This window comes from Bradyrhizobium shewense, from assembly GCF_900094605.1.
In the GTDB taxonomy this organism is placed as follows: domain Bacteria; phylum Pseudomonadota; class Alphaproteobacteria; order Rhizobiales; family Xanthobacteraceae; genus Bradyrhizobium; species Bradyrhizobium shewense.
The window spans coordinates 352,012-371,689 of record NZ_FMAI01000005.1 but is presented as its reverse complement, the minus strand read 5'-3'; the positions used below and the strand labels follow the sequence as shown (position 1 = coordinate 371,689).

At 58.1% G+C, this 19,678-nt stretch carries 13 protein-coding genes; 6 read left to right on the top strand and 7 right to left on the bottom strand.

The genetic code is table 11. The features are described from left to right. Positions 1 to 608: 608 nt before the first annotated feature. From GA0061098_RS12720 to GA0061098_RS43695, 6 genes are all read right to left on the bottom strand, one after another. Complete coding sequence (locus tag GA0061098_RS12720) at positions 609 to 2,333, bottom strand: dipeptide ABC transporter ATP-binding protein (RefSeq protein WP_091956617.1); 1,725 nt, start codon at positions 2,331 to 2,333, stop codon at positions 609 to 611. After that, the gene (locus GA0061098_RS12715; protein WP_091956616.1) at positions 2,334 to 3,197 is read right to left on the bottom strand and encodes an ABC transporter permease; all 864 of its coding nucleotides are present in this window, start codon (positions 3,195 to 3,197) and stop codon (positions 2,334 to 2,336) included. After that, positions 3,194 to 4,183 (bottom strand): ABC transporter permease, encoded by a 990-nt coding sequence (locus GA0061098_RS12710; RefSeq protein ID WP_091956615.1) that lies wholly within the window; start codon positions 4,181 to 4,183, stop codon positions 3,194 to 3,196. The genes GA0061098_RS12715 and GA0061098_RS12710 overlap by 4 nt, the downstream gene beginning before the upstream one ends. Continuing rightward, positions 4,155 to 5,759: an ABC transporter substrate-binding protein gene (locus GA0061098_RS12705; RefSeq protein ID WP_245323253.1), complete on the bottom strand. Its 1,605-nt coding sequence runs from the start codon at positions 5,757 to 5,759 to the stop codon at positions 4,155 to 4,157. Before GA0061098_RS12705 ends, GA0061098_RS12710 begins: the two co-directional genes overlap by 29 nt. Before the next feature lie 119 nt (positions 5,760 to 5,878). Then, entirely contained in the window at positions 5,879 to 7,219 is a 1,341-nt protein-coding gene (locus tag GA0061098_RS12700) for an NtaA/DmoA family FMN-dependent monooxygenase (RefSeq protein ID WP_091956614.1), read from the bottom strand. Then, the gene (locus GA0061098_RS43695) at positions 7,206 to 7,523 is read right to left on the bottom strand and encodes a hypothetical protein (protein ID WP_129590842.1); all 318 of its coding nucleotides are present in this window, start codon (positions 7,521 to 7,523) and stop codon (positions 7,206 to 7,208) included. The genes GA0061098_RS12700 and GA0061098_RS43695 overlap by 14 nt, the downstream gene beginning before the upstream one ends. A 3,149-nt stretch (positions 7,524 to 10,672) precedes the next feature. Here GA0061098_RS43695 and GA0061098_RS12685 point away from each other — a divergent pair. Next, entirely contained in the window at positions 10,673 to 12,970 is a 2,298-nt protein-coding gene (locus GA0061098_RS12685; RefSeq protein WP_165637315.1) for a hypothetical protein, read from the top strand. A gap of 634 nt (positions 12,971 to 13,604) precedes the next feature. Here GA0061098_RS12685 and GA0061098_RS12680 read toward each other — a convergent pair. After that, positions 13,605 to 14,045: a VirK family protein gene (locus GA0061098_RS12680; protein ID WP_091956611.1), complete on the bottom strand. Its 441-nt coding sequence runs from the start codon at positions 14,043 to 14,045 to the stop codon at positions 13,605 to 13,607. A 714-nt stretch (positions 14,046 to 14,759) separates the two neighbouring features. On the opposite strand from GA0061098_RS12680, the gene GA0061098_RS46055 reads away from it, so the two are divergent. The 5 genes from GA0061098_RS46055 (at position 14,760) to GA0061098_RS12660 (ending at position 19,673) form a co-directional block, all read left to right on the top strand. Next, the gene (locus GA0061098_RS46055) at positions 14,760 to 15,287 is read left to right on the top strand and encodes a hypothetical protein (RefSeq protein WP_245323251.1); all 528 of its coding nucleotides are present in this window, start codon (positions 14,760 to 14,762) and stop codon (positions 15,285 to 15,287) included. A 280-nt stretch (positions 15,288 to 15,567) separates the two neighbouring features. Next, positions 15,568 to 15,729: a hypothetical protein gene (locus GA0061098_RS46050; RefSeq protein WP_245323250.1), complete on the top strand. Its 162-nt coding sequence runs from the start codon at positions 15,568 to 15,570 to the stop codon at positions 15,727 to 15,729. Positions 15,730 to 16,778: 1,049 nt separating this feature from the next. Further along, a complete protein-coding gene (locus GA0061098_RS43690) occupies positions 16,779 to 16,982 on the top strand; it encodes a hypothetical protein (protein ID WP_129590841.1) in 204 nt (67 codons plus the stop codon). A 525-nt stretch (positions 16,983 to 17,507) separates the two neighbouring features. Continuing rightward, entirely contained in the window at positions 17,508 to 18,197 is a 690-nt protein-coding gene (locus GA0061098_RS12665) for a response regulator (RefSeq protein ID WP_091956610.1), read from the top strand. 27 nt (positions 18,198 to 18,224) lie between these two features. Beyond that, positions 18,225 to 19,673 carry a type II and III secretion system protein family protein gene (locus tag GA0061098_RS12660; protein WP_091956609.1) on the top strand — a complete coding sequence of 483 codons (1,449 nt, stop codon included), beginning with the start codon at positions 18,225 to 18,227 and terminating at the stop codon, positions 19,671 to 19,673. Positions 19,674 to 19,678: the final 5 nt, after the last annotated feature.

Sequence of the window (19,678 nt, the reverse complement as noted above, 5' to 3'; positions counted from 1 at the left end):
TCGTCAGCTCTTATAGGCACATCCAAATCGCTCTCCATCAAACAGAATGCGAAAAATTCAAGGTCTTGCTTCTTTCTCAACGGACCCACGGCTTCCGGGCGGAAAAGTGTTCTTTCATCTAGGGCTGCACTCAGCCCTTACGCCGCGTTACCTCATTATCCGATAGCAACGACCGTGCCAGCCGCGCATCAGTCGCAAGCAAGGGGCTGAATAGGCGTCATGAAATCGATATTGACTCCGAATGTTTTGAACCTGACAAACACGGTCTCGTTGTCGGGGACTGCACCATGATCGCAAGGCTATCGCCAAAGCGAAAATTCCGAGCTCGTTAGCAGGAGAGCAAGAGTCGCCAGTGTCCTTGCGGGCACTCAATCGATGACTTGCAATTCGACATTTGCGGAACGCCGACTCACGGTTAGCGAGTGTTCGAACTCGGCTAGCCCTGCTCGGCGCGCCGGTCGTCCATCTAGTGGGAACCCGCGCCACAGACTGTCCTGGTCGAGCGATGAACGAGCGCGCAATCGTGACCAAATCGGCAGGTGCAAAGGCGAATGCCCAAGCGGTCGGAGATAGACAATTTAATGATAAGGGATCGAATTCGAAGGCATTCACGCAATGCCTTCTTCGAGGATCGTAGCTGAATGACCTATCTGTTGGTCCCGCACAAGACGCGGCATGGCGGCGATAAGGCTCTTAGTATATTCAGACTGTGGATTACGAAATATCTCGTCAGTGACGCCACTATCGACAATTCTCCCCCGACGCATAACTATGACGCGATCGCTGATATGACGAACAACACTGAGATCATGCGAGATGAAGAGATAACTTACGTCGAGGTGGTCCCTCAGATAGCCGAGCAGGTCCAAGACCTGGGCCTGGATCGAGACGTCAAGCGCCGAAACCGGCTCATCGCAGACGATTACGGCAGGATTTGGTGCGATCGCGCGGGCGATCGCAACGCGCTGGCGCTGACCGCCCGAGAGCTCGAGCGGTCGTCGGTCCAGCAAGGCCTGGGATAGCCCGACCAGATCGAGCAGTTCGATAACACGCTCCTTCCGCTTGCGCCGTGTCTCAACATCGCTCGAAAGGCTGTCGGATATGATGCGTCCGACCGTCCAACGTGGATCGAACGAGCCAAGAGGATCCTGGTAAATGATCGATAGCGACCGCCGCCGAGCCCGCCGTTCGCATTCGGCGAGCGTGGTCCAAGGCCGGCCTGCAAACTGAACGGCTCCCTCGTCAGGCTCGTCGAGCGCCAGGACCATGCGCGCCATCGTTGACTTTCCTGATCCGGACTCACCCACGATGCCCAAAGTCTCGCCGGATCGCATTTCGAAGGAGACGCCGTCCACAGCCGCCCGTAAAGTGCCATCCGGGCCCTTGAAGCGCTTCACTAGACCTGTCGCTTCGAGCAGGATAGGATGAGATTTCGGCAGCGATTGTAGGGGTAGCTGCATTTGCTGCAAAGGCGAACGCACAATAGTTGATGGAGAGAGGCGTGAGCCGCGCGGCCGGCCTGATGGCACGGCGTCCAGCAGCTGACGAGTATAGGGGTGTCGCGGATCTCTGAATATCTGGGCAGCGGTCCCGCGTTCAACGACCTCGCCTCCTCGCATGACGAGGATCTCATCCGCCACGCGGGAGACCACTGCCAGATCGTGACTGATCAGGATCAGAGCCTTGCCCCTCGTTTTGGTCTCCTCGAGCAGTGCCAGCACATGAGCTTGCGCCGTGACATCGAGCGCGGTCGTCGGTTCGTCTGCGATCAGGATGCGCGGATCGAGTGCAAGTGCCGAAGCGATGAGAGCCCGTTGACGTTGGCCGCCGGATAACTGATGCGGCAGCCGCTCGGCCTTGGTCTCGGGCTCAGGGACACCGACGAGCTTAAGGAGAGCAATGACGCGCTGCGCGAGCTCCTCGCGTGATGATACCGCACCGTGGAGGAGCAAGCTTTCACCAACCTCTTTGCCGATCCGGCGAAGCGGGTCAAGCGAGACGAGTGCATCCTGTAATACAAAGCCAATCTCGGTGCCGCGGATGCGCCGCCATGCACGATCGCTAAGGCCGATTAGGTCCATCCCGTCGAAGCTTAGCTGGCGTGCATGAACATTGGCGTAGCGACCAGCAAGGCCTATGAGAGACCGCGCAGTCACGCTCTTGCCCGAGCCGGATTCACCGACAATCGCGAGACACTGTCCCGGTCGGAGGGAGAAGGATATGCTGCGCACGACTGTGTTCTCGGCGATGCTGCGCCCGAAGGAGACACGCAGCGATTCGACCCTGAGGAGGTCTGGCTGCTGCGGGACAGGCTGGGGGCTACCCTGCGACATTCATCTTTGTCCTTCCAGACGGTCCTGTAGATGGCGCCCGATGATGGTGAGGCTGAGGGCAAACGCCGTAACTGCCAAGCCGGGTATGATCTCCAGCCACCAGGCGTAGATTACATAATTGCGCCCGGCATTGAGCAGCGCGCCCCATTCAGGCGCCGGGGGAGCGATGCCAAGTCCTAGAAAAGCAAGACCGGAGGCCCATATAATCGCCTGTCCTACGCCGATCGTCATCATTGCCGTCAGCGGGTTCATGGCGTTGGGAAGAATATGCCTCCAGACAATACGGGAAAATGGATGGCCCAGCACCTTAGCGGCCTCCACATAGCCTGCCCCTTTGATGGAAAGCATCTGGCCCCTGATCATGCGCGCATAGCCTGGCGCTGTTCCGATTCCGACAGCTACGACTTCAGTCAATACTGACGGCCCAAAAACTGTCACGAACACAAGGGCGAGCAAGAGCGTGGGAATTGCGAAGAGCACGTCAATAATTCTGCTGAGAATGCTGTCTAATAAACCGCCAGAAAGTGCAGCGGCGCCGCCGATGACCATTGCAATGGACATGCTCAGCGCCGTCGCGCCAAGTCCGATAGCCAAGGATTGGCCTGCGCCCTCGACCACGCGAGAGTAAAGATCTCGACCCAATTGATCAGTTCCAAACCAGTGAGCGATCGACGGAGACTGCAATGCCGATCTCAGATCAATAGCAAGCGGATCGTGCGTCTGCAGCACCTTTGGCGCCATGGCTGCGAGGACAAAGACGCCAAAGATGATAATACAGACCGCAATTCGAAAGGGGACACGACGCACGATCGCTAGGACTTCTCTGAGCGGCCGAGACAAGGTGACTTCGGCGAACATGCTCATGTCAAATTGATCCTCGGATCGACTACCCGGTAAGTCAGATCGACAATGATACTGGCAAGGACGAATAGGGCCGCGGAGATCAAAACAGCTCCAGAGACAATCGGAACGTCTCGCGAGGACGTCGCAGCGACAAGGACGCCACCTAGGCCTTGACGGGCGAAAACCACCTCGATCAAAATCGCGCCCGAAAGAAGTTTGCCGAGCGCCCAACCTGATAAAGTAATGCCCGGCAATGCGGCATGGCGGAGGACATGGCGAAGCCTGACGCCGAAATCACTCATACCCCGCGCCCTTGCGGACGTAACGAACGGCTGCTCGAGCACGCGCGTGAATTCGTTCTGAACGACTTGTCCGAAAAAGCCCGATAGTTCAAGAGCCAACGCAAGTGTCGGCAGAACGAGCCCAATCGGCGAGTTTCCCCCGATCACCGGAAAAATGCCTAGCTTTACCGCAAAGAGCACAAGCAGAATTGTGGCTAGCCAGTAAGGCGGCACCGTTGCCAAAAAGACTTGTGTGTCATTGAGCAGCTTCGACCATATGTTGTCTCTGCCAGCGATGAACAAGGTTGTCAGAATCGCGATAAGCCATGCGATCAGCAGCGCAGCGATGGCCAGAACAATCGTAGGGCCAATCTGTTCCGCAATAATCGCTGCGACAGGCCGATGTTGCTGGTACGACTCGCCAAGATCTCCATGCAGGATCTGCAATATGTATTTGCCGTATTGAACAGCGAGCGGTTGATCAAAACCATATTTCGCATTGATCGCTGCAAGCTCCGCCGACGACGCCGGCCCGACGTTGCCACTCGTCACATTGATGATGATCTGGGCGCGGTCGCCAGGGAGCACACATTGAATCAAGAACGCAAAGGTTGCGGCAGCCCACACCACGACCACGCCGGAGAATATCCGGCGCGCGAACCAAACGATGGGATGATGGGCTACTATCCTCACGGCGTCACTTCCCGTCATCGAAATAAGCGTCATAGAAAACGGGCTCGCCAACCGAGCCGCGGTCCAGCCAAACGTCTTTGAGGTTCGGCTTGGTCGCCAACGTTACGTCCAGCACCGTGAGGCCAATCACAGGAGCCTCATCCACGATCTTCCGTTCCGCCTGCTGATAGAGGGCGGTACGTTGCGCCCCATTAAGTTCCTGCTCCGCCTTTTGAATGACGTCCCAAAGCGTCAGATCTTGATAGCGTGAGGGATTGAAGCGATTGGTCTCGCCGTTCTGATCGGGCTTCCACGAGATCCGGAATATCTCAGCGCCGGGGGCAACCCAATAGAGGAGAACGATCTCATAATCATCGGGTCCGAGGTTTTTTCCGGCGAAGAAATCGGCCGGATTGGTGGGTTGAAGACGTACGTCAAAACCGGCCTCCCTTGCCTGCTGCTGGATAACTTGCAAGGCTTGCTCGCCATCCGGCTTCAGAAAAGCGTTCGAATAGGAAACGCGCACGATGAGCGGTTTGCCGTTCTTGAGACGAACGCCGTCACGATTACGCTCAGTCCAACCCGCCTGATCAAGCAGCTGATTGGCCTTCCGAACATCGTATCCATAGGAATGGCCGAGCTCAGGCAGGTATTCCGGCGAGCTCTGACTTAGCGCCCCGTTGCCCTCAAACGGCAAAGAGCCAAGGAAGGATGTGTCGACCGCGGCCCTTCGGTCAGTAGAATAGGCAAAGGCCTTGCGGACGAGCACGTCGTCAAATGGGGGCCGGGCCGTATACAACGCCAAGCGCAGGGGGGTGCCGCCGGTAAGGTGCCGCAATACTGAAAAGCGGGAGTTGGCGTCCTTCCATGCGACAGCCGGGATATCGTATACGGCATCGGTCTCGCCCGTGATCAGCGAGCCGTATCGGACAGTCTGATCTGGCAGAAACTTCCAGGTGATCCCGTCAACGTAAGCCGGCCCTTGATGTTTTGCGGTGGCCGGGGCCGAATTGTAGTCGGGATTGCGGCGGAAGGTGACTTCTCGCCCATGGCGCCACTTGTCGACAATGAATGGGCCGGAACCGACAGGGTTCTCGCAATTGACCGCAAGTCCACGTTTGAGCGCCGATGGCGAGAGAATGCCTTGTGAGGATTGGGCGAACACGTTCAGCAAGGGCTGGAACGGCACCTTTAATTTTACCTGCAACCTCAGAGGAGCAATTGCAGTTGCCGATTCGAAGCTATCGCCAAGATAGGGAGCGGCAGTCGGATTGCGAAGATCGGGGTCGTTGCTAAGCCATCCGCTGATATTGTCAGCGATAGCCTGCGCATCGAGCGCAGTCCCGTCGGTGAACTTTACTTTCGGCTTTATCTCGAATGTGTACACCTTTTTGTCGTCGGAGATGCTCCAAGACTCGGCAAGCCATGGCACAATGTTGCCGCCCTCGGTGCGCGCAACTAGATTATCGCTGTACTGACGTTGCAGATACCATTGCTGCACCCAGCCCCCGAACAGGCAAGTAGGCTCTTGAAAATGCCCGTAACGGATAGCGCCTCCTCGCTTTACGCTGCCGGCTAACCCTTCTTGAGCATGAATGCTTGATGGCAGTTGCGACAGGCCCAGGAGCACGAGAAGGGTAGCCTCCACGGTTCTTGCTGGATAGTTCGGCTTTCCAGTGAATCGCCTCGTTGACCGCGCATTCGATAAAGGCATATCCAGGCTCCAAATCATTTGATGTTGAGGAAGCGTCATAGCGGTGAGCTAGCTGTGGCTCGTGCCGGCTCGAAAGGAATGGAGAGCCCGAAATGCTCTCGCAGCGTCTGCCCCCGATATTCTTTGCGAAAGAGCCCGCGCTTCTGCAGGATGGGCACCACATTGTCGACAAACGCTGAAGTGCCATCTTTCAGCACGTCCGGAATGATGTTGAAACCATCAACCGCGCCAGCGCGGAACCATGCCTCAATCGAGTCCGCGATCTGCTCGGGCGCACCCACGAGCAAGCGGTGGCCAAACGCTTGAACGCTGCTGATGATTTCGCGAACCGTCCGACCTTGACGCGCCAGAGTCTCAATCGTGCGATGGTGACCGACAGAAAACGGAACATCATCTGCAGTAGGCAAAATCTCCTCCGGGATTGGCCTTTCGAGGCTGAGCTTCTCGGCCGCCACACCCATGCTTCGTGCAAGAACGACGATGGCGCGCTCCAGATCGAGCAGTCCGTCAAGGTTTTTCTTGCGACGAGCCGCTTCTTCCTCGGTGCCCCCGATACAGGTGACAAGGCCTGGCAGGATGAGCGGAGCCGCAGGGCGGCCGAATTGCCGAGAGAGCGCGCGCAGGCGCTCTGCCTCCTGCAAAGCCGTTGACAAGTCCCCAGCTGCCGCAAACACGACATCTGCACTGCGGGCGCCGAGCCGTAGTCCGGGATCCGAACCGCCCGCCTGAACGATGACTGGGTAGCCTTGGGGCGAACCGGGATGCGTAAGTGGGCCTCGGATGCCGAAACTATTGGTAGCGGGATCGAGCAGGCGGAACTGACTCTGATCTGCGTAAACACCCGCAGCCTGATCGGCGATGATCACCTCGCCGCTCCAGCTCAGCCAGAGAGCACGAACCGTTTCAACGAAGTTCTCCGCACGTCTATAGCGATCCGCTCGCCCGACCTCTCGACCGCCAAAGTTTGCAACCGTCGCCGGACTCGACGTCGTGACCGCGTTCCACGCAACGCGCCCGCGGCTGATGACATCGAGCGATTGGAAGCGGCGGGCAAGATTGTATGGTTCGTTGTAGGTAGTCGACGCCGTCGCAATCAGGCCAATTCGCTCCGTATCACGTGCAATCACAGCGAGAACCAGCGTCGGTTCGAGCCCATTAAGCGGCGGCTGGTGCGTAATGTCGGAACTTATCGCAGGGGTATCGGCCAGAAATACAGCATCCAGCAGACCACGCTCCGCAATCTTCGCAGCGCGGACGTAGTGCTCGATGTCGAAAAAGGCGCTTGGATTTGTGCCCGGCCAGCGCCACGCCGCGAAATGACCACCGGCACCATGAAGATTTAAGCCAAGGTGAAGCATGGAGTTACGCGAAGACATCGCAGCCCCTCGTGCGGCGGCCTCTGAGCTGCTTGGTGGGCCTTGTGGACAAGTCGATCTTGGCAGCCAGCCTGCGCTTTCTCGCAAGCTCACCCTGCATGTGCTCCGGGCATTCAATTTGAGGGATAGACAACAAACAGTTGGCTGATGTGAGAAGAATGTCACCAAAGAAGCTTTTGTTAGGTCTTGCGATCTTCTCCGAGCGGGCGCGGCCGAGAAGAGCTTCGATCACGCTGGTTGCCGATTGGCGCCGACGTGACAGCTTGTTTCCAGCAGCTGGTTGCTTCCACACGAGTACACTCACATCAGCTCTCCAGAATTCATCAGAAGCCAGCTCCTTTTCAGGAAGATGTTTTGGATGGCATTCGCGATCGAAACGTTTGGACCCCCGACCGGGCGAGCAATGATCAAGCTAGAGGATCTTTAGAGGTCCAGACCCCGCAAACGCAATAGTTGAGTATTTCAATCTACTATCGTCTGTTGGCATCCTCTTCTATTGCGATGCCTATCTTTCCATCGCTTAACCCCAAATGGTCTCTGATCAGGCTCACCGAAGACGCGCTGCCTGATTGCAGCGGCTTCAATTGGGAGCGCCGGCTCGAAGCGAACGACATCAATTGATGCGTCGAGAACACACGACAGATTTGGCGCGACATTGTTGATCAACCGCTTGCTGCCCCGTTGCAAAGCAACATCCGATCAATAAGGCCGCGCCAAGCCAACCATCTAATAATGCGGTGAAACATTCCAGATTCTCGATGCCTCGTTAAGGCAACGCTTCGAAGTGAACTCTCTTCCCGTGCCGCCTGCGCATTCGAGGATGCTACGGACCTTCGGTTGATTATCTGCAGGCGCCGCATCGTCCTCGCGTTTTTTATCGGGATGATGACCGAGCGCGACTTCGCAAGAATGCCCGTCGTCACGGCTCCTTCTCGTGAGCGCGCCGATACGTGCACGGATTCAGTTACCTTTGGACATAGGCCACCTCAGAGCGTCAAAAAGCGCCCGCATCAATGTTCACGAAATCACCCAGTTGGGTTTTGGAGCGCGTCACTTACCGGCACATGAGGTGGGGCACGCCTCTCGTGATGAGTCGCGGGCTATCAGCTTCAACAATGCCAGATCGAATCGCCTGCCCAGCGTCGAGGTCTGCGGCCATCATCGGCGTGGGAGATCACGGACGACACGCTCCGCGCCAGCTTGGTGGCCGACCGCAGCCCCGGCGTTCTGACCTAGGCCATCAATGTCCTGCTGCCGTCCTGCCACTAGCAACAGGGGTGCAACCCGCGAGCGCCAAGAGCGGCTTCCTTCGGGCATCGCAGCGGCCAACTGGCCGATTTGGGTCGACCCAGGAAGACTAATGATAGTCTAATTTTCATGCATCGGTTGCGGCACCACTTATTCAGTGGTTCAGGGGCAGGCCTCCGCCGCTTTGAATAGCTCAGGCCTTTTTAGCTGTACGCGTTGCGGGAACCCCGCCCATCACCGGTCTGGGATCTATCGCTACTTTGACTGGAATCGCGTCGGGCCCGGAGGATGGGAAGGAGGAGCCGATACGACCGACTGCGCAGATCGCTCTAGGTCCTTTTGTTCGGCTGCGCCTGCAGGCCACACCACAAGGCTTTCGCCGCGATATGGTTGTTAGGCGTGACCAACCTTGTGGTGCACGTGTGGCGCATTGGCTGCAAGCGTCAACTCCCCATTTTGTCTTTCCGAGCTGAGGCGCCCGTGCGCCGGTTGGTCGCCGCCGCGCCTTTCATGCGAGCCGAATCGTTCGTGGCCTTGCCAAGTCTGGTCGGCAATCCAACGTCTCGCGGCCGCGCAGCCCCCTTGATATTGTGAGTTTAGGCTATTCCGCGCGTGTTGCGGATGCCTGGATCGAAGTAGCATCGCGCGGGTCTTGTTGGCGACCAGCGCCCGGCGGGCCCACGAATCCTCGCGCCCATCAGCAATCCCAACAGAGCACAATGAGCTCCACTCCACGCCGGCGCGGTCACGAGCCCGATGGCCGCGACCAGATCGGCTGTTCGGACCAGAGCTAGCGTCTGGAGTAACGTTTCAAGGACATCGACTCGCAGGCGATGCAAGCTGGCCTCGGCAGACTTCCTCACGCAGCTCTGGTTCAAAAAAATCTGGAAGAGAAAAAGGAGCTGGATCCCGGTCAGTCCCACGTATGCCCTCAACATACCGACCCGTTCGAGAACCAGATCCAATCCAGTTTATAGACATTCGCGCGCGCCTCAGTTGCTGATCCTTATCGGATCAACTTTGTCCGAATGATATCGACAGAGGCTACCAAAGGGAGACGGGAATGGACCAATTTGACAACGTCAACCCATGCGCGGCTCAGATGAATTACGTCGAGCCGCGACAGCAAGAGACAGCGCAAGCAGACTTTGATCAGTGGCTTAGAGAACCACAGCCAATCCTCCCAACACAGCTTCACCCGGGGCTGGATCGACCCGGACTGCGACGGATGGCAATAAGAGAGCGCAGGCTATCCAGGAGAACGAACGTGCGCAGCTGCATCCTTTGTGAGAACGCGCGCTCAGCTTGCCGTAACGCTGACCTGCGCGAATATTGCGGAACTTAGAAGAGAAATCGAACTCGCTGCGCAAAGATCAGCACAATGGTCAAGAGCGACTGGGCCGTCAGGCGACGGCGTCGATAGTGGCCGCCTCTACGACGACGTGGTGGCATCTTCGTACGCAGAGCTGCAGCGCTTTCAAGACTACGCCAGCCATTGCAAGCCATTACGACGCCGCCCCCTGGAATATCTGGGAAGGCCAACGACTTGATCTGGGTCCGCGCAGCGGCAGAGCACATGAGGGGCGATACCAGTTCTTCGCCTTTTGTATCACTGTCCGAGGAGGCCTTACAACTGCTCCTTTCGCCGGACGTCGACAACGAGTATGGCGCCAAAGCAATCGCGGAAACGCGAATGAGCTGCACAGCTACACGGTGCCGAGGGTCACCACTTGGACGGCCGAAGAGATCGTCAGTATTCTGAGGACGGGACTGAGAATGATGAACCCAATCTGGCATGGGTGAGCGATACCCCGACTGAGGAGCGCGAGGTACTGTTTCTGTGCGGGAATCTAGCTGACGATCGGACCGCTAGCGCATCAATCCATCCAAAAGTCAGGGACAAAAGGCTGAGGGTAGAGGCTCCTCATTTGGCTTTTCCGATGCTCGGAAAAATCGAAAGCAGCGTTCGCGCCATCTATAACACTTCGGTCCGACTGGCCAGTGCGGGCTGGCCGCGTACTGCACTTGGACAATCAGAGTTTCAGCCGAAAGCTGTACCGTCTTTGCATTCGCCGCACTTGTCGTCAGGTTGGAAAAGGCACTTGCCCGCCATCATCATTCTATCTTTCCGCCCGGCCACGTCAGGTTTTGGAAAGCTAACGTGAGTAGCGAAAGAACGAGGAAGCGATGCCAGTGGACTGCACCATGGACCGATACAACGCGATCAACCCAGCCGATAAAGATTCCGCTGCGTCAGATACCACCGTGGAGCAGCCGCAACAACCGCAAGCGGTGTTTGAGCAACACTTGGGAGAGGTGCGACAGCTCGGCCCGATATATTCCCATAGCGATCTTTATGACATCACTGAAGAAGACGATCGCCTCATCCAAGCAGCGTCTGGTGCTGCCCTTGACCGAGGGCCACAGCCGAATGCGACCACCATCGAAATTTACGACCGTCGGCTCCGCAAATTGGCTGAGGCGCTGAAGCAGTCTGGTCAGTCGATTGCTGAGCTCGATGACGATACGTTGCTCGACCGCTCCAAGAAGCTACTGCCAAAAGACAAGGTCATCGCCCCTGCATTGTCAATGGTTAGTAGGTACCGCGAGCCCAGCGACACCGCTCCGGCCCCCACAACACATTATCGTCCGTCCAAGGAAGACGCGAGCCTCATCAGAAAGGCCGCCGAGGCGGGCTTTGGTCGAGCACTCGATGCAAAAACCGCTGCAAATTATGCTAGCTGTCTTCGGAAGCTAGCGGCAGCACTGCGACCTTTGTCAATTGCTAAGCTCAGTCACAAAGCGCTGCTCGGCCATGCCGACGCTTTGTTTCCGAAGGACAAGAAACTCATCTACTCGTTGAACAGGCTGAGTGACTACCGCCGGATCGCCGGGCAGGACAATTCGGGGGCTGACGGAGGCAACTCGCGCCAGCCAATACAGCCGGACGCCGATTTGCCCGTGCAGCTTTTCGATCATGAGCAGCCTTTGGGGAACGCTGCGGACCAAGGCGGCTCATTGCCGGCCCACGGTTTCAATGCTACGCAGGTTTGGGAGGGAACGGGGACCCTTCATTCTCCCGTGCAACGTGTCGCTCAGGATGTGCTTTTCGACGCTGTGCGCCGAAGCAAAGTGCCTCCACGTGCCAGCTTCGATGCGCCGGTACTTTGGCAGGGAATGCGTGCCGCCGCCCCCTCGCCCGTGCAGAGTTTTGCTCAGGAAGCGCTTTTCGATGCCGCGGATCGCGAGGGCCTGATGCCAGCGACATCCTTCGATGGACCAGCGCTTTGGCCAACCACCCGTTCAGTCACCCACTCACCCGTGCAAAGTGTCGCCCAGGAAGAGCTTTTCGATGCGGCGGATCGCGAGCGCCTACTGCCATCCGTGCCCTTCAGTGCACCGGTGCTTTGGCCAACCACGAGTTCAGTGACCCACTCGCCCGTGCAAAGTGTCGTCCAGGAAGAGCTTTTCGATGCCGCGGATCGAGACGGGTCTGCGCCTGCTGTCGATCTGGATACATCCAAGTTATGGACGGCAATGGGGTCGCCCCCCCATGCCGTGATCTGGCAGGGCTCACGGTCGCAGAATCCCGCCTCTGAAGAAGACTTTAGGAGGATGATGCATCAAGATGGTGCGACCCCGGCAACACATGATACGATGTCCGCCGCAGCCGGCGAGAGCTTTGATGCCTCTTTGGCCGTTCCCGAGGATTTCTCCCATGGCACCCAGGCCGCGCCGGATATGATGCGCTCCAGGCTCTGCCGCTGGGGTCTGTTGCCGGATGCGGCACAGCGGGTAAAGACCTACGACATTCACGGTGAACGCTACACGGCCGTGCTAGGACCGCGTGGGCGCAATGATGTTCAGCTCATCCATCTGCGGTCTCCTGCTATCGGCGATACGTTTGATGTTTCGTTCGCCGTGCCCAAGGATTTTTCGCATGGCACCCAGTTGGCCCCCGAAATGTTGCTTTCCACGTTGGGCAAGTGGGACTTCTTGCCTAATGGAGAAAGTCCGGTCATGAACTATGAGATTGGCGGCGATCGCTACACAGCCGTGTTGGGACCGAGAGGATCCAACGACGTTCAACTCATTCATCACCCAAGGCTCGCTTTGCCGGGTGAAGCTGCGCTTGTAACGCCGACGGCTCCCCCGCATGCCTACGGCGGCCTTGCACCTGGGTTTAGTCCGCTCTCCTCGTTCGAATTGCGAAAGGACGCTCCTTTGGCGGTGGCGCCAAACATTCCACTGCCGTCTGCCGCACCGGGATCGGGCCATCAGCCGTCCCCGCAAGTGCCTGAACTCGGAGAGTTGTTCGGCGACGACTGGAGGCACGGCCCCCAAGAGGCTTCGCCTGTCGTGATCGACATGCTCCAAAACCTGGGCCTTCTGCCGAGCCAGGAGGTCCCAATGACCCGTTTTCTGATCCACGGTCAGCCCTACACGGCCGAAAGCCTACCCGGTGGCCGCGTTCTTCTCTTCCATCGGCCGCAATTTGGCTGAACGAGGTGCTCGTCCTCGCCTCGGGCAGCTGCTCAAGCTCCCGAAACCACGTCGGATCGTTTGCTTTCAGAGAAATTAGAATTGCGTCCGAAAGATAGTTTAAGCAGCGAGCAAACCCCACAGCGGCGAGGCCCAGCATGATCTAAAGCGGGATGGTTCAATCACGTTGTGGCCGCATTCGGCAGCACGGAAGTTTCCGGTGAAAGGACCCCAAAAGACGCGGGATGCAAGATACGAGCGCATCGTGGGGTGGGGTCGCGCGTCATCATCGCGGGCGCCGCTTGATCGGGTTGGAAACAATGCCCTCACAAGGACCGCGGACAGCGTGCGGACGTACCATGGCGAGCCAATCTGGAGCGCTCAACTGAGAGGCCTTGGCTCCAACCCATACACGATAGCCTGAACCGCCGATCTTCCAATCACTGAGATCGAATCGAGATCGACGGCCCTCATGAGTTACCTTGATCGAACTGCAGCAAGTTCGCGCAACTCGATGCCTGCCCGACGAAAAGACGGCCAGAAACACTCTGGCCGTTCCTGACGATCGAAACGATCCGCGTCATGGCTTGCGAAGATGTCCACACGATTAAAGGATCAAGTCTTCGAAGCGCATCCCGCTGCCCTGTGCTCTTCGTTACCAGATGAACTTTGCGCCTTCCGGCAGTTCGCAGATGAATTCGCCCTGGTTCACGAGTTCGGTGGTCCCGACGACAAGCTTCGAGGCTCGCACCGTCAGCTTGCCTTCCCGGCTGAGGCTATGGCGGATGTACTCGGTCACGGCATGTCCGGAGCTGTCGACCGTTTGGTGTGCATTGGCGAAGCTGATGCCGTTCTGGGCGGTCACCCTGAAGGCGTTGATGACCAGACCGGCCTGCGTCGCCGACGCAGGCTTGCCAGCCTCCGCGGTGGTACAGCGGCTCATGTCCAGTATGAGCTTCACATTCTTCCCGGCCTGCAGGGCATTGAGCACCTCGGTGTATTTCGGCGAGGGCTCATCGGCTCTCACCAGCGCGCTCCCGCTCGCGGCCGAAAGCAAGGACAACAGGATCGTCAGTCCTATGCCAGTAAACTTCATATGCTCTTCTCCCTCGATAAGTACCACAGATCTCGTTTTTCAAGACGTCGTGCTCGCAAACCGTTTGGCTGATTCCACACATCAAGCGCGCTCGCGCCAGCGACAAAAACATCCTGTCGCAACCAAGCGCAAGTAGTTGTAATGGTTATTCCGACATCACAACCTCGTATGTCAGGTTTGCGGAAGTGGCTTAGCCTCGCGCGACGTCGACTAGAACGATCTGATCGAGCGTCGGCCGCTTGGAAAACACAAAACGGCAACCAGTCTCGTTCCTCCATTGCAGGCCCAACGACAGAAAGCATGCAATTCTCACATCTGCATAAAGTAGACGATCTACGAAGGAACACTTCGGACAGCCGCATGGGCCAGCTCGTCCATCTTGATAGCTGTGCAAGGACTGTCTGCGCTAGACGACGTGTCCGCAATGAGGTGGTGGAGCGAACCTGACGCGGCGGTCGGATCAAGCTCAGTCAAGGCACCCGATCTCGGCCTAGTCGAAACAGCAATACCAGAAGGCACAAGGCGGCACCGACTTTTGATCCGTGGCTTTGCGCGGCTTCCGTCCAGCTGACCGCTCGCCTCACTGACTGACTCCATTCGGCATCCCTCAAACGGCTAAAGCTAAATGGCTTCCGTCCTGGTCCGTCCGCTTCTCGAAAGCTGCCCCTGCAACAATCTACGCCGAAGCCGGCACTCGAAGGGAGAGAGATATGAATGTTGATGAACGGAAATGCCGCAGACACTCCCTTTCAGGTTCACGACGCGCTGCTGCACGCGCACACCGTCGACTGGCAACCGAACGAGCTTAGCGCCCAGACCGGCGCACCGGCACACAGTTCAGAAGATCAAGAAAGCTTTGAGCAGCAGCTGAATGACTTGAATCTAGACGACTTAGATTCGGTCTACCCGACGTCGGATTCAGTCTCCTTAGCGGCAAATTCCGCGACTGCCACGTCCTCGTCTGCGCCAAACGAGGTGGCCCGGGAAACCAGTCGCTATCCAGCCTCATCACTTGTCAGCGCGCGCGCTCAGCTTGCCGCAACACTGGCAGGTACCACTCTTGAAGCGCTTCGGAACGAGATCGACCTTGCCGAGCAGCAAGCAGCACATTGTCATCGGCGACCGCAGCTCCCGTCGATCGGGACCGCCTATTCGACGAGGTGGTGGGGTCGTCATATGTCACACTGCGGCGTTTTCAGAATCAGGACAATGATTGCAAGCCGCACATGGAAGAAAACATGAGCGCGATATCGCATGTCCGCAACTCGGCTCGGGATCATTCTTCCGTTGGAGATCCTCTGGAGCGGTATCCTATGGACCGAGCGCGCCAAGCTGGCCGGCATATGCGCGGCAAGACAACAGCATCACCCTTCGCATCGTTGGTCGAGGATCCGGCAAAACTCGCCGTTTCTCGTGATCCTTGGGCGAGAGCGATCGCCAACAATGCGGACGCGCTACACATCCCGTACCGAAGCCAACTGTCTGGACCCCCGACGACGTGCTGAGGAGCATTGGGCTTGGAATGGATGCCGAAGATCAGGACAACATCGATGGGACGTCGATGATGTGCTCACTGGGCAGAACGCCAACCCGAGAAACCGAGCGCCTGTTCCTGGGCGGCAATTTGGAAAGCTACCGGACCGCTAGCGAAGCGAATCCGTACAAGCGCGAGAGTAATGAGTAGATGGTCTGTCGACTGCGCCATCTGCCCGCTCGTTCAAGCATTCTGGCATTGATGCGTTGTGACATCGCCTGGCATCAATTTGTTAGCCGCCCCCACGGTTGGCCAGCGGCTTTGGTGAGGTAAGGCGCTGAACGCTCCCCCGCCTTAGCTGGCTCGGCCTGACATTAACCGCGCGGTCAACCAACAGGTCTTTCGGCCGCAATCGTACCAGGTATTCACTCGTCCGCAGCAAGCGGCGTTAGTGCAGTACGGCCGATCAGCAACCTGGATGCGTTCCATCAAAACAATCGATTTTGCCGAACACGCCTAAAAGCCCCATAGTCGATCGCAATGTATGGAGCCCGCATTCAAGATGACGTCTGGCAATCGATTCTCTCCTCGGTCCCTTGCTGAACAACTTGGCTCGCGCGATCGGCCGTCTGCATCTCGGACGTCAGCTCCTGTCCTCACGTGGACGCATCCCGCGCCTTGCCACGGTCTTCCCGCTAAATTGCCACGTATGAGGCGGATCGGATCGCCCAATCGTGGGTCAAGGCTTACCCAAAGCTTGGTAAGAACGACTGCCTTTTCGGACATTTTAAGTTGGACAGAGCGAGACCGACCGCCACCCGCAGGCGAACTGTGTCGCCGTTGCCTCACAACGATTCCGAGTTTGAGGGCACTGCTACAAGGAGCCTTTAAAGGCACTTGAATCGCACCCAGCGTCAGATTGTAGGATTTCCGACAGTCTCGCGACAGAATCCACTCACGTGAACTCTTCCTGACAGGTAGCAACAATTGCGAACGTCTCAAAACCTCAATGCTCGGCCGATCCGCCTGGTCGCACTACTCGACTGCTCCCCTTCAGAGTTTGCGTCGTTTATCTGCTCTGTAAGCGCAAGACGCAGCGCCCTCCTCGCAGCCAGACCAGGATGCAGCGCGCGAGAACAACGCGGGCAATCGCTATTTCGCCTGTGCCGACCACAGGCCGAGTCCAAGCTCGAGATTAGATCATTCTTGCGCCGTTCACCCTGTCTGACGAAAGGGAGGCGGCGTAACCACCTTAGACAATGCGCGACAGCAACGCCGGACTCAATTTCTCGTTCGTTGGCAGCATTCGCTCGACTGCGGCGGAGAACGTCTCCGGAGCGACCGAACAGTTGACGTCTTGCTCGGCTGTCAGCGGCTATCGAGAGGACGTCTATCCCGCCGATGGGCGTGTTTCGTCGCGCATCTCGGCCTTTTCCAGCCACTGGTCGATGCATAGCGCGTGAAGTGTCTTCAAACGCGGAACACTTGCGTTGTCGTGACTTGACGACACTACGGGTTCAACAGCCTTGCAGGCTAACCGCGGTCAAGGCGAACTTGGGGAGTTTCCAATGTCGGTTTCGGAAGTCTGTTCGGCGGCAAATACAGCCGCTCTCGCCTGCGCTTTCGTTTCGTCCGGGCGGTTTGGCACGGTCGCTACGGCAGGCGCTCGTGTAGTGCATGCAGGCACGGCTATGCTCGGCCTACAGATGCATCAGCGCGCGGCCAAGACTCTCAGCTTCGTGAGAGATTGCAGGGCTCTTGCCGGCGTAAGGGAGATTTTGAGCCGCGCCCCCCCGCGCAGGCGATCCGCCGCAGGCCGCCAATCCGATGACGATGGACGCGCAGACATGGGTCGCCTGCCAACAACGTCTTGCGTGTCGTTTACGGCTTTTCGAATTCACGCCAAAGCGGCAGCCTCTGGGCTCCGCCGACTCTCATGGTCAGCGTGACACGCTCAAGTCCTGCCGAGGATGGACGAGAGGCGATGAATGCGAATTCTCCTGGTTGATCATCATGCGGACTTTGCCCGCGACGTGAAGGAAGCGCTCTTAAATTGTGGCTTCGCCGTCGACGTGACACGCACGCTGGATGAGGCGGCGGCCGCGCTCGATTGCGCGAACTACCACATGCTCCTGCTCGAATCGGCTTTGCCCGATGGAGACGGATTGGACTGGCTGAAGCAGTTGCGGCGCGAGGGACGATCAATGCCGGCTATGATGATGAGCAGTCTCAATGATCTTAGCCGGCGGATTGCGATCTTCAATGCGGGCGCGGATGATTTTCTGCCCAAGCCCGTGTTTATCGACGAACTCATTGCCCGCATGCGAGCTATTTTGCGACGGTCAACGCAAATGATGGCGCCGGTTGTGACATTCGGAAATCTGCATTTCGATCCGATCGCGAGACAAGTCTCGATCGGTGGTCGAATACTGAGAATTGCGCGCCGCGAAGTGTGCATTCTTGAACATCTGCTCAACCGCGCGGGCCGTACCGTGCCGCGCGCATCGCTCGAAGATAGCTTGTATGCATTTGACGATGAGGTCTCGACCAATGCGCTGGAAGTCGGGATTTATCGCTTACGCACGCACTTGAGCCAAGCGGGTGCAACGCTGAGGATCAAGACCGCGCGCGGTGTCGGTTACACCCTCGAACTCATCGGCGCAGCATCGGCCGCCTAGCCGATCGAACTTGAAAGCAGCACTCCCTTGAACGTGGTTAACAATGACGCCCGCGAGCCGCCGATGGTCGCCAGCGGCTCGCACTATGCCGCTTTTCCCCGCCTCTGCTACGTCCTGTGCGCACTCGCTCTGCTATTTCCGCTTGCTGTCACAGCTCAGACAAAGCGGGATGGCAAAGGGGAACCGCCACGTGCGGCGCCTGGCAGCACCACGGGCACGATCAACCTTACCTCCTCACAGGGCAAGACAGTTCATCTGACCGGGCCGGCTGCGAGCATTTTTATAGCTGACCCAGCGATTGCGGATTATCAGGCGCCATCGAACACCACGATTTTCGTGTTTGGCAAAAAGGCCGGACGGACGAGCCTGTTTGCCCTGAACGACAACGGAGAGGCTCTCGCCGAGCTGCGTGTTGTCGTCACCCAACCGATCGAAGATTTGCGGGCCGCGCTTAAGGCCGAGGTCGGCGACTATCCTATTCAGGTCAGCTATACCCCGCGCGGCGCGATCCTTAGCGGTACGGCGCCTAATGCCGATGTCGTCGAGACCGCCAGGAAGGTCACTGAGCAGTTTCTTGGCGCGGGCGCGCTGGTTGTCAACAAGATCCAGGTCGCCGGCTCATTGCAGGTGAATCTCAGCGTACGGGTGGCAGAAGTCTCCCGCAGCGCCGTCAAGGATCTCAACATCAACTTCACGGCCTCGAGCCCAAACGGCGCTTTCCTTGTGACCGGCAAAGGGGGCGGGTCCGGCGCGGCCGGCGGCGGCGGCACGATCGGGATTGGGTTTAGCGCCGGCAATACCAACCTGAGCGCTGTTCTCGACGCTCTCGCGAGCGAGCACCTCGCCTCAATTCTGGCTGAGCCGAATCTAACGGCCATGTCCGGCGAAGCCGCAAGCTTCCTCGCCGGCGGCGAATTCCCCATTCCGGTGATGCAGGACAACCGGCAGGTTTCCGTCCAATTTCGCCAGTTCGGCGTGAGCCTCGAGTTCGTTCCGACGGTTCTCAACAATAATCAGATCAATGTCCGTGTGAAACCCGAAGTCAGCGAATTGTCGAGCGAAGGCGAAGTCAAAATCAATGGCATGGCGGTCCCTGCCCTCTCGACTCGGCGGGCGAGCACCGTGGTCGAGCTCGCTAGCGGTCAGAGCTTTGCAATCGGCGGCCTCATCAGGCGCAACTTCAACACTGATATCGGCGAGTTTCCCTGGCTCGGCGATGTGCCGATCCTGGGCGCGCTTTTTCGCTCCTCATCGTTTCAAAAACGTGAAACCGAGCTGGTCATTATTGTCACGCCCTACATCGTGCGGCCCGGACCGAATCCGAGCCGGATGAGTGCGCCGAGCGACCGCATCTCACCGCCCTCAGACGCGGGGCGGATTTTGACGAACACGGTGGCCCGGCCGCCGCGAGAGCGCGATGCGCCTCGCGCCAGCGCACCAGGATTGACCGGCAGCGCGGGCTTTATTATCGAATGAGGATC

Excerpts from the sequence above, each read along its gene's own strand:
- GA0061098_RS12720 (WP_091956617.1), bottom strand. The coding sequence starts at position 2,333 with ATGTCGCAGGGTAGCCCCCAGCCTGTCCCGCAGCAGCCAGACCTCCTC.
- GA0061098_RS12715 (WP_091956616.1), bottom strand. The coding sequence starts at position 3,197 with ATGAGCATGTTCGCCGAAGTCACCTTGTCTCGGCCGCTCAGAGAAGTC.
- GA0061098_RS12710 (WP_091956615.1), bottom strand. The coding sequence starts at position 4,183 with ATGACGCTTATTTCGATGACGGGAAGTGACGCCGTGAGGATAGTAGCC.
- GA0061098_RS12700 (WP_091956614.1), bottom strand. The coding sequence starts at position 7,219 with ATGTCTTCGCGTAACTCCATGCTTCACCTTGGCTTAAATCTTCATGGT.
- GA0061098_RS12685 (WP_165637315.1), top strand. The coding sequence starts at position 10,673 with ATGGACCGATACAACGCGATCAACCCAGCCGATAAAGATTCCGCTGCG.
- GA0061098_RS12680 (WP_091956611.1), bottom strand. The coding sequence starts at position 14,045 with ATGAAGTTTACTGGCATAGGACTGACGATCCTGTTGTCCTTGCTTTCG.
- GA0061098_RS46055 (WP_245323251.1), top strand. The coding sequence starts at position 14,760 with ATGTTGATGAACGGAAATGCCGCAGACACTCCCTTTCAGGTTCACGAC.
- GA0061098_RS46050 (WP_245323250.1), top strand. The coding sequence starts at position 15,568 with ATGGATGCCGAAGATCAGGACAACATCGATGGGACGTCGATGATGTGC.
- GA0061098_RS43690 (WP_129590841.1), top strand. The coding sequence starts at position 16,779 with ATGCGCGACAGCAACGCCGGACTCAATTTCTCGTTCGTTGGCAGCATT.
- GA0061098_RS12665 (WP_091956610.1), top strand. The coding sequence starts at position 17,508 with ATGCGAATTCTCCTGGTTGATCATCATGCGGACTTTGCCCGCGACGTG.